The following is a 10,072-nucleotide window of genomic DNA, read 5'->3' on the forward strand; positions in this document are numbered from 1 at the left end:
GAATAAAATGTTCTGAAAAAAAAGCCATTATTTATTCTCCTTTGTTAATTTGATTGAAAAGGAAAATACTATAGAAAAATAAGGTTGCATAATATCCATTATGCATATGATATATATTTTTTTAATATAGAAATAAGATAATACTGATTAGATGAAGGGAAGCGCTTTTTTATTATAAATAAATATAAATTATAAAAAATCAATATAATATTAAACAATAAGTTTAGGTCGATTAAATATAAAGGGTATGTAAAACTCAGCGTTCACATACCCAATTCATCAACTAGATTTTTTTCTTCATCAAACCGCTTGGTTTACGCCATACTCTACCTTGTCGGGCAATCAGTTTATCTGCTGCCACCGGTCCCCAAGTGCCGGCTTCGTATTCGTGGATTCGTCCGCCGTTGGCTTTGTAATCTAAAATCGGTTGAACAAATTGCCAAGCCGCATGAACGGCATCCGTACGGGCAAAGAGTGTCGCATCGCCTTTCATTGCATCCAGCAATAGACGCTCATAAGCGGTCAATACTTGTGCTCCGGCAAGATCAGCATAGCGGAAATCCATCGAAACTTCTTTTGCCTCAAAGCCTGCGCCCGGTTTTTTCAAACCGAAACGCATAGAAATGCCTTCGTCCGGTTGAATACGGATGATGAGTTTGTTTTCTGGGGCGTTTTGGCTAAATACCGGGTGAGGTGTGGTTTTAAAATGGATCACAATTTCTGTGACACGAGCAGGTAAGCGTTTACCGGTACGCACATAAAAAGGCACGCCCGCCCAACGCCAGTTTTCGATTTCACAACGCAACGCCATATAGGTTTCAGTGTGTGAATCTGCCGGCACGCCTTTTTCTTCTAAATATCCCTTCACGATGTTGCCATTCACTTCACCGGCAGTATATTGACCCAACACTAAATTATGTTCAACATCTTCTTGCGTAAGTGGACGTAAACAGTGCATCACTTTTGCCACTTCATCACGCATAGAATCCGCATTGATGATTGCTGGCGGCTCCATTGCTACCATTGCAAGCACTTGCAATAAGTGATTTTGGAACATATCCCGCATAGCACCGGAACCATCATAATAGCCGCCACGCTCTTCCACACCGATAGATTCCGCCCCAGTGATTTCTACATAATCAATAAAATTACGGTTCCAAAGCGGTTCAAACCAGCCATTAGAAAAACGCAATACGAGTAAATTTTGAACGGTTTCTTTACCAAGGTAGTGATCGATACGATAAATTTGATGCTCTTCAAAGAAACGGTGAATTTGCACATCCAACACTTGTGCGGTTCTTTCATCATACCCAAAAGGCTTTTCTACAATAATACGCTTCCAACCGTATTCTTCTGTATTCAAACCATGTGCAGCCAAACATTCGGGAATCACACCATAAAGGCTTGGTGGGGTGGACATATAATAGAGTGTATTACCGCAAGTTTGATATTTATCGTGTAATTCGTCCAAACGGGGAACCAATTTTCCATAGTCTGCGGCATCTGCCGTATTCACGGCTTGGTAATAAAGATGATGACAAAATTCATCAAGGATTTCAGGTGTGGTATCTTCGTTTTTGATTAAGGCTTCACGCATTTTTGTGCGGAAAGTTTCATCATTAAGTTCCGAACGAGCCACACCAAGCACGGAAAAATTTTCACCTAATCTTCCGATTTTGAAGAGATTATAAAGTGCCGGGATGAGTTTTCGGTGGGTTAAATCCCCGGATGCGCCAAAAATGACGATACAGCTGTTCTCAGTTTGCATAATTATCCTTGTAAAAATACCGAGTGAAATGACGGGCTATTCTAACGAAATTTTTCCTGCTAACCAATCAATTAAATTGAAAGATAGAATCCCAGTTGACAGATTTATCCGCCACCATCACAAAATTGGGGTTAATCAAGGTTTCACGTTGATTATAGGTGAGCGGTGCAAAGTGTGAATCAAAAATCTGTCCATTCGTTTCATTGAGTAACACTTCTGAGCCCGCCGTATCCCATTCACCGGTTTGCCCTAAACGGACATAGCAATCCACCTCGCCTTCAGCCACCAATGCGCCTTTCAAACTACTAGAGCCCAGCACGACAAACTCATAAGCAAAATCCTTTGATAACATTGACCGCACTTTTTCTTGCGAAGTGGTGGCGCCCACCGCAATGCGTAATGTTGGGAAGGAAGAAGTGCGGTTAAAATCCACGGTGTTTTTACCCAGTTTTTTCACCTGTTCGCCTTGTTTTTTAAATGCGCCAAAATCTGCCATCGCATAATAGGTAAGGGATAATATCGGTGCGTGAATAATGCTTAGCACAGGTTTATTTTTACGAACAAGGGTGATTAAAACGGAAAATTGATCAGTGCGATTAATAAATTGTTGCGTGCCATCGAGGGGATCGATGAGCCAATATTCTTTCCACGTTTGGCGTTCCTCAAAAGGAATATGACAATTTTCTTCGGAAAGCACCGGCGTTTGTGGGAAAAGTGCGGTCAGTTTTTCCGTTAAAAATTGACTGACAAAAAGATCCGCTTCGGTGACCGGTGTATTATCTTCTTTAATTTGTACATCAATATGCTGTTGATAAAAATGTTGTAGATGATTACCGGCTTGGTAAGCAATTAGTAGAACCTGATTCAGTAAATGTTCATTGAGTGGCAACATAAAACCTCCCGACAATATTTTTCATCATGATTTTGTTTTGGGTAATAAAAATGGTAGAACAAAGAGAGAATAAAATACCATACCGCACATATTTAATAATCCCAGCACTAGCCCATCTTTAATTAACCATGTCCAGATTGATATATCCGGTTCTTTTATTACGACCAGTAAATAAGCAATGAAATAAAAATAGAAAAAACCGATCAATGATGAACATAGCACAATCGATAGGATATTATAGCGTACATAGCGATATTTAGTGGCGACCAAGGCAATCAGAAAAGCGGGAATGGTTGCTAGGATAAAAGCAATGAAAAGGTAGTGGTTAAAAGGTATGCTTACATCAAGATCCCAATCCAAAAAACAAAATAATGCGGTGGCTAATCCTTGCAAAATCAACGGAAATAAAATTAATGTTTTAAGATAAGGTTTCATAAAATCTCCCTACAATTTCTTATGATGATTTGGTTTTTGGCAAAAGCCAAGGCAGTATAAATAAAGTGCAAAATGTCATAAAGCACGTACCCAATAAAGCTCCCCAGAATGAAATAGTAAACTCAATAAGAGAGATGATGGTGAGATAATAAAAAAAACTCACTAATGCTGAGCATAGTACAATAGCGGCAATGTTATAGCGCATATAACGGAATTTAGTGGTGATCAGGCTAATCAAAAAAGCGGGAATCGCCACGAGAATAAAAACAACAAGAAAATTTTGGATAAAAGGCAATTGGTAATATGGATCTGCATTCGCATTCAAAAACTCTACAAGTGCGGTCGCTAATCCTTGTGAAAGGAGAGGAAATAAAATTAATGCTTTAAGATAAGGTTTCATAAAAAATAGGCTATCGGAAAAGATAGCCTATTTTAAAGGAATTTTAGGGATTAATCAGATTTTTTCGCACGTAATACACGAGAAGCAAAAATAATGATCCCGGCAATAAATACGGTTAAACCCAATATTTCACCGATGCGGTCCCAATTTTTAAGGTTTAGCGCCAGTGGTGCTTCAGAACCGCCGGAGGTGACGGAAGCGGCAATCACAAAAGCTAAAATCACGCCCATAAGACTTTCCCCCACGATCAAACCAGCGGAGAAAAGCGTTCCAAAACGTTCTGCTTTAGCGGAGATTTGTTGATTGCCGGTGCGTGCCGCATAGCTTGCAATATGGCGGTTAATGAACCAGGCTAAGAAAGCCCCAATCACTACCGGGGTATTAATGGATGGGGGCAAATAAATACCAATTCCTACTGCTAATACCGGTAATGCAAAGGCTTTATTACTCACTTTTTTCAAGAACGCATCAATAACAATTAACACCGCCCCTAACCCCACACCGGTTAAAATGTATGTCCATTCTAATTGGTTGGTAAAAATCCCTTGTGAGATGGTTGTCATAATCGTGGCTTGTGGTGCAGAAAGCGCTTGGGTCGGATCCATATCCGCCCGTGGCAATGCGCCACTAAAACCATAGGCGTGGTATAAAATCTCCAACACCGGTGCAATTACCCGTAAACCATTGGTTAAAAAGGCCACCACGCCGGCGAATACCCCGCCATAGGCAATATCTTTTACCCCGGTATCGCCTTTATCGTGATTACCCGCTTTCAAAATTTCAGCCGCTGCCACACCTTCCGGATAAGGTAAATCACTATTCACCACCATCGCACGACGTAATGGAATGGTGAACAATACCCCTAATGTGCCACCGGCGGCACAAATCAACATGGTTTGCCAAAATGGAAAATCATTCCAGTAACCCATCATTAATAAACCCGGTAAAACGAAAATCACAGAGGATAACGTCCCCGCCGCAGAAGCCTGCGTTTGTACCATATTATTTTCCAAGATACTGGAATCTTTAAAGAATTTTAACACTGCCATAGAAATCACAGCGGCAGGAATGGAAGAGGCAAAAGTCATCCCGACTTTTAAGCCTAAATAGACGTTAGATGCAGTAAAAATCACCGTAATTAACGCCCCGAGAATCATCCCACGAAACGTGAGTTCTTTTAAATTTGAATGAGGCATAATTTTTCCTAAGTTAAACAAAAGGCGCTTACTGTCCCAAGAAACAGCAAAAAATTCAAGAATTGTTTAATATTTCTTTAACTAAATTGAAAGATATTTAATAAATACTCGATTTATTAGAAAAATTATTAATATTTCCTCATCCAAGACTATTCAAATAATCCCTCAACGCATAAAGTGCGGTCAAATTTCTTGCCTCATTGAAATCGGGATGAGCAATTAATTCATCTAATTTCGCCAAGGGAAAACGAACCAATTCTAAGGGTTCCGGCTCGTCTCCTTCAAGTTTGCAAGGGTAGAAATCCTGCACAATAAAAATATGCATTGGGTTACGCATATAACTTGGGCTAGTAATGACCGTACGTAAAAAATGGATGTGCTTTGCGCCAACGCCAATTTCTTCCTTCAATTCACGATTGGCAGCCTCCTCCGGTGTTTCCCCCGCATCAACGCCCCCTTTAGGAAAACTCAGCTCATAACGCTCTGTCCCCACCGCATATTCTCGAATCATTAAAAGCGCATCCCCCTCAATCGGCACCATCATCACCGCCTGATGCGCCCCCGGTTTAAAGCGTTCATAGGTGCGCTTTTCACCATTGCTAAATACCAAATCAACCGCTTGAATTTCAAATAAACGTGATTTTGCAACAGTACGTGTGGAAAGAATTTGAGGTAAGTTTTTTTGAATGTTTGATAACATCGGTTTTCCTGTATTTTGTGATACCATTGGGCGCAAACTGTATCACAAATTGAGCAAAGAGAGAGCGTAAATGGAAGAAAAAGATGTTCGCCTTGATAAATGGCTATGGGCTGCCCGTTTTTATAAAACCCGCAGTCTTGCCAAAGCGATGATCGAAGGGGGAAAAGTCCACTACAACGGACAACGGGCAAAAGTCAGTAAAATTGTGGAAGTGGGTGCGGTTTTAAAATTACGCCAAGGTAATGAAGAAAAAGAAGTGGAAATCTTGGCATTAAGCGATCAACGCCGTGGCGCGCCCGAAGCACAATTACTTTATCGTGAAACAGAGCAAAGTGTGAAAAAACGGGAAGAAATGACATGGGCGAGAAAAAACAACGCACTTTCTATGCCTCACCCCGAACGCCGTCCAAACAAAAAAGAACGTCGGGATTTGTTGAAGTTTAAACATCAGGTATAAAAAAGTGCGGTTGAAAATCCCAGTATTATGTAGCAAATGCACAAAAACAGAAATTTTAACAGAACGTAGGGACACACTGCGTGTGTCCGTTATAAAATCAAATTATTTCAATAGGTTAAAATTCGGACACACTCAGTGTGTCCCTACAAGATAACAAAAAACAACGTTGTGCAACTGCTGCATAATACCGGAAAATCCCTGTGTTTTTCTTTCAACTGCACTTTCTTTTCAAGGGAGGATTAAACTACCGATTCCAACGCCCAAAGTTCTTGTAAACTTTCACGGCGGCGGATTAAGTGTGCTTTATCACCATCTACTAGCACTTCGGCAGTGCGTGGGCGGGAATTGTAGTTGGAAGACATACTCGCCCCATAAGCACCGGCGGAGCATTGTGCAATATAATCGCCTTCTGCAATGGCGAGTTCACGCTGTTTGCCTAAAAAATCAGAGGTTTCACAAACAGGGCCGACCACATCATAAACCGCTTTTTGGCGAGCCAAAGTGCGGTCAATTTCCACAATATTCATATAGGCTTCATACAAGGCAGGGCGAATCATATCGTTCATCCCCGTATCCGTAATGGCGAAATTGCGGCTTTCGTTACTTTTCAAATACTGGACTTTTGCCACTAAAATACCGGCATTAGCGGTAATTGCCCGCCCCGGCTCAAGGATAATTTCAAGATCCTTGTAATCTTTTAATTTTTCTAATAACGCTTTGGCATATTCGCTAGGATGTGGCGGATTTTCATTGGTATAAGTCACGCCTAAACCGCCCCCTAAATCTAAATGCGCCAGGGTGATACCATCTTTTTTGAGTTGTTCCATTAATACAATAAGACGATCTGTCGCATCTAAAAAGGGTTGTAATTCGGTAAGTTGTGAGCCGATATGGCAATCCATTCCTGTAATCTTCACATTCGGTAGGCTTGTAGCCAGCTTATAAACTTCACGGGCTTCATCCACACTGACACCGAATTTATTTTCTTTTAAACCGGTGGAAATATAGGGATGCGTGTGCGCATCCACATCAGGGTTTACACGCAAGGAAATCGGTGCAATTTTCCCCATTTCACCGGCAATAAGATTAATGTGATGAAGTTCAGACACCGATTCTACATTGAAACAACGAATCCCTACCTCTAAGGCACGTCTAATTTCTTCACGAGATTTTGCCACACCGGAAAACACCACCTTCGATGCCTCGCCACCTGCCGCTAAGACACGTTCTAATTCCCCTTGCGAAACAATATCAAAGCCTGACCCAAGTTTTGCCATGACACTTAATATCCCAATATTAGGGCAAGATTTCACGGCAAAACAAATTAAATGGGGATGTGAACCTAAGGCATCATTAAACGCATACCAATGACGTTCCAGCGTGGCTCGGGAATAGATATAAAGCGGGGTACCAAATTGTTCTGCAAGTTGTTGTACAGGAAGTTGTTCCGCATAAAGTTGGTTATTTTGATATTGGAAAAAATTCATCTTGTATCTCACCCATTATTGATTTTGTTGCGATTGCTCTTTTTCCGGAAAATACAATGGCCCTTTCACACCACAGCCGGTTGCTAACGCACAAACTGTACTTAAGATTAAAACTGATAATAATTTTTTCATTTTCTCTCTCTCACTCATCGTTAAATCCGCCTTTCACAAGGGGGAAAAAGGCTTTATAATCTGCCACATTCTATCAGATTTACAGGGAAAACTTTATGAATGTTGCAGAATTTCATCAAAATATTGAACAAATTTGGCAAAAAATTGAGGAAGAATTAGAAGAGCAAGGTGCTGATGTGGATTGTGAAACCCAAGGTGCGGTATTGACGATGACCTTTGGCAATCGCACACAAATTGTTGTCAACAAACAAGAACCTTTATTTGAACTCTGGCTTGCCAGTAAATTAGGTGGGTTTCATTTTTCCTTCAAAAATGGCGAATGGATTTCCAATGACGGCAAAACCTTTTGGGAGAGCTTAACACAAGCCTGTGCAGCACACGGTGAGACCGTTCAATTCTAATATGTCCCCGCTTTCCCCTAGTCTAAAAACACCGGAAAAACCGACCGCACTTTCTGTGCTCAATTCGGTGTTTGGCTATCAATCTTTCCGCAAAGGACAGGAAGAAGTCATCAATGCCGCACTCAACAGGCAAGATTCGCTGGTGGTGATGGCAACAGGGAATGGAAAATCCCTTTGTTATCAAATTCCTGCGCTTTGTTTCGAGGGGCTTACGCTTGTGATTTCCCCTCTCATTTCGTTAATGAAAGATCAGGTGGATCAATTACAAGCCAACGGAATTGAAGCCGATTTTCTCAATTCCAGTCAGACAGTAGAACAGCAACAGCAAGTGCAAAGTAAGCTGATTTCAGGAAGCCTTAAACTGCTTTATATCTCACCGGAAAAGGTGATGACAAACCGTTTTTTCCAGCTGATTTCCTATTGCCACGTCAGTTTTATCGCTATTGATGAGGCACATTGTATTTCCCAATGGGGACATGATTTTCGCCCAGAATATACTCAACTTGGTGGATTAAAAGCCAGTTTTCCTCATGCCCCCATTATGGCGCTGACCGCCACAGCCGATCACACTACAAGGCAAGATATTCTCACCCATCTGAAACTTCAAAATCCACATAAATATATCGGCAGTTTTGATCGTCCAAATATCCGTTATACGCTGGAAGAAAAGTTTAAGCCCATGGAACAACTGGCCCGGTTCGTACAGGCTCAAAAAGGCAAAAGCGGAATTATTTATTGTAATAGCCGTAATAAAGTTGAACGAATCGCAGAAAGTTTACGCAATAAAGGGATCGCTGCAGTAGCTTACCATGCCGGAATGGAAACGACACAGCGTGAACAGGTACAGCAAGATTTCCAACGTGATAATATCCAAGTTGTCGTCGCAACCATCGCCTTCGGCATGGGAATCAATAAATCGAATGTTCGTTTTGTTGCACACTTTGATTTACCCCGTAGCATTGAATCTTACTATCAGGAAACAGGACGAGCAGGACGAGACGATTTACCGGCGGAAGCCGTGTTATTTTATGAACCCGCAGATTATGCTTGGTTACAAAAAATTTTACTGGAAAAACCGGAAACAGCCCAACGTAAAATCGAACAACATAAATTAGAAGCCATTGGCGAATTTGCCGAAAGCCAAACCTGCCGTCGTCTGGTATTGCTGAATTATTTCGGCGAACATCGTCAAACGCCTTGTAATAACTGTGATATTTGTTTAGATCCACCGAAAAAATATGACGGTTTAGTGGATGCCCAAAAAGTGATGTCCACAATCTACCGAGTGGGGCAATGTTTTGGTGCACAATATGTGATAGGGGTGTTGCGAGGGTTGCAAAATCAAAAAATTCTAGAGCGCCAACACGATAAATTGAGTGTTTATGGCATTGGTAAAGACAAAAGCAAGGAACATTGGCAATCGGTTATTCGCCAGCTCATTCACCTTGGTTTAGTACAGCAAGTGATCAGTGAATTTAATACCACATTGCAACTTACTGAAAATGCCAAGCCCGTATTAAAAGGAGAAATCCCCCTAGAACTTGCGATGCCTCGTATTTCTGCGATCAGTAAAATCGCTCATAATCCACAACGCACAGCGATGATCAACTATGATAAAGATCTCTTTGCCCGCCTGCGTTTTTTACGCAAACAAATTGCCGATAAAGAAAATATCCCGCCTTATATCGTCTTCAATGATGCGACCTTACAAGAAATGGCACAATATATGCCAACCTCCAATATTGAAATGCTACAAATTAACGGCGTCGGATCGATTAAATTAGAGCGTTTTGCCCAACCTTTTATGAACCTGATTAAAGCACACAAAGAAGTATTGGAAAAAGCAAAAAGGGGATAAGTGCGGTCGGTTTTTGGTATTTTTTGCGCTGTTGTAACTGTTGGACAAAAAGGAAGGCTGAAATGCTTACGGATATCCATTACAGAAAACCAAAATTTCAGCGGCTTAAAATTCAGACACAGGTTCAGTATCCCTTCAAAATAAGCAAAAATCCGATTTGCTCACTGTGAAGTAAGGTTGTTTTTTATACGGTAAAAATAATGGCGTGGGTAGGTTGATTGTTCGGTTGTTCGAACAAATCTATATGAGGCTACGTTTTGTATTCAATAGTTCTATGAGGTTTTATGGTTGATAGGAAAAACTACAGCAGGATTGATTGTGGAATTGCTTGATGGTTGATGGTTGA

11 protein-coding genes are annotated in these 10,072 nt (G+C 41.1%); 3 read left to right on the plus strand and 8 right to left on the minus strand.

The features are described 5' to 3' along the window. Positions 1–283: 283 nt before the first annotated feature. The 6 genes from zwf to nudE form a co-directional block, all read right to left on the minus strand. Positions 284–1,768, minus strand: coding sequence for a glucose-6-phosphate dehydrogenase (gene zwf / locus BKK52_RS11710; protein WP_077474188.1), 1,485 nt, complete (start codon positions 1,766–1,768; stop codon positions 284–286). A gap of 67 nt (positions 1,769–1,835) precedes the next feature. Continuing rightward, on the minus strand, positions 1,836–2,660 hold the full coding sequence (cysQ, locus tag BKK52_RS11715) for a 3'(2'),5'-bisphosphate nucleotidase CysQ (protein ID WP_077478767.1): 825 nt from the start codon (positions 2,658–2,660) through the stop codon (positions 1,836–1,838). A 24-nt stretch (positions 2,661–2,684) separates the two neighbouring features. Continuing rightward, entirely contained in the window at positions 2,685–3,095 is a 411-nt protein-coding gene (locus BKK52_RS11720; RefSeq protein WP_077478768.1) for a hypothetical protein, read from the minus strand. Between the two features lie 19 nt (positions 3,096–3,114). Continuing rightward, entirely contained in the window at positions 3,115–3,495 is a 381-nt protein-coding gene (locus BKK52_RS11725; protein WP_077478769.1) for a hypothetical protein, read from the minus strand. Between the two features lie 50 nt (positions 3,496–3,545). Then, entirely contained in the window at positions 3,546–4,691 is a 1,146-nt protein-coding gene (locus BKK52_RS11730) for an OPT family oligopeptide transporter (protein WP_077478770.1), read from the minus strand. A 139-nt stretch (positions 4,692–4,830) separates the two neighbouring features. Continuing rightward, a complete protein-coding gene (nudE, locus tag BKK52_RS11735; RefSeq protein WP_077416779.1) occupies positions 4,831–5,391 on the minus strand; it encodes an ADP compounds hydrolase NudE in 561 nt (186 codons plus the stop codon). Positions 5,392–5,461: 70 nt separating this feature from the next. Between nudE and hslR the strand changes: the two genes are divergently transcribed. After that, positions 5,462–5,848 (plus strand): ribosome-associated heat shock protein Hsp15, encoded by a 387-nt coding sequence (hslR, locus tag BKK52_RS11740; RefSeq protein ID WP_077416781.1) that lies wholly within the window; start codon positions 5,462–5,464, stop codon positions 5,846–5,848. A gap of 239 nt (positions 5,849–6,087) precedes the next feature. On the opposite strand, the gene lysA is transcribed toward hslR, so the two are convergent. Continuing rightward, complete coding sequence (gene lysA / locus BKK52_RS11745; protein WP_077421698.1) at positions 6,088–7,335, minus strand: diaminopimelate decarboxylase; 1,248 nt, start codon at positions 7,333–7,335, stop codon at positions 6,088–6,090. 15 nt (positions 7,336–7,350) lie between these two features. Continuing rightward, complete coding sequence (gene lptM, locus BKK52_RS13955; RefSeq protein ID WP_143529790.1) at positions 7,351–7,467, minus strand: LPS translocon maturation chaperone LptM; 117 nt, start codon at positions 7,465–7,467, stop codon at positions 7,351–7,353. Between the two features lie 95 nt (positions 7,468–7,562). Here lptM and cyaY point away from each other — a divergent pair, with 95 nt between their 5' ends. After that, complete coding sequence (cyaY, locus tag BKK52_RS11750; protein ID WP_077421699.1) at positions 7,563–7,868, plus strand: iron donor protein CyaY; 306 nt, start codon at positions 7,563–7,565, stop codon at positions 7,866–7,868. A 1-nt stretch (position 7,869) separates the two neighbouring features. After that, positions 7,870–9,726: a DNA helicase RecQ gene (gene recQ / locus BKK52_RS11755; protein WP_077421700.1), complete on the plus strand. Its 1,857-nt coding sequence runs from the start codon at positions 7,870–7,872 to the stop codon at positions 9,724–9,726. The last annotated feature ends 346 nt before the right edge of the window (positions 9,727–10,072 follow it).

The organism is Rodentibacter trehalosifermentans, assembly GCF_002000545.1.
Taxonomy (GTDB): Bacteria; Pseudomonadota; Gammaproteobacteria; order Enterobacterales; family Pasteurellaceae; genus Rodentibacter; species Rodentibacter trehalosifermentans.

What these genes read in the sequence shown, in the direction of transcription:
- cysQ (WP_077478767.1), bottom strand. Translation starts at nt 2,660, where the DNA reads ATGTTGCCACTCAATGAACATTTACTGAATCAGGTTCTACTAATTGCT.
- BKK52_RS11720 (WP_077478768.1), bottom strand. Translation starts at nt 3,095, where the DNA reads ATGAAACCTTATCTTAAAACATTAATTTTATTTCCGTTGATTTTGCAA.
- hslR (WP_077416781.1), top strand. Translation starts at nt 5,462, where the DNA reads ATGGAAGAAAAAGATGTTCGCCTTGATAAATGGCTATGGGCTGCCCGT.
- lysA (WP_077421698.1), bottom strand. Translation starts at nt 7,335, where the DNA reads ATGAATTTTTTCCAATATCAAAATAACCAACTTTATGCGGAACAACTT.
- lptM (WP_143529790.1), bottom strand. Translation starts at nt 7,467, where the DNA reads ATGAAAAAATTATTATCAGTTTTAATCTTAAGTACAGTTTGTGCGTTA.
- nudE (WP_077416779.1), bottom strand. Translation starts at nt 5,391, where the DNA reads ATGTTATCAAACATTCAAAAAAACTTACCTCAAATTCTTTCCACACGT.
- recQ (WP_077421700.1), top strand. Translation starts at nt 7,870, where the DNA reads ATGTCCCCGCTTTCCCCTAGTCTAAAAACACCGGAAAAACCGACCGCA.
- BKK52_RS11730 (WP_077478770.1), bottom strand. Translation starts at nt 4,691, where the DNA reads ATGCCTCATTCAAATTTAAAAGAACTCACGTTTCGTGGGATGATTCTC.
- cyaY (WP_077421699.1), top strand. Translation starts at nt 7,563, where the DNA reads ATGAATGTTGCAGAATTTCATCAAAATATTGAACAAATTTGGCAAAAA.
- zwf (WP_077474188.1), bottom strand. Translation starts at nt 1,768, where the DNA reads ATGCAAACTGAGAACAGCTGTATCGTCATTTTTGGCGCATCCGGGGAT.
- BKK52_RS11725 (WP_077478769.1), bottom strand. Translation starts at nt 3,495, where the DNA reads ATGAAACCTTATCTTAAAGCATTAATTTTATTTCCTCTCCTTTCACAA.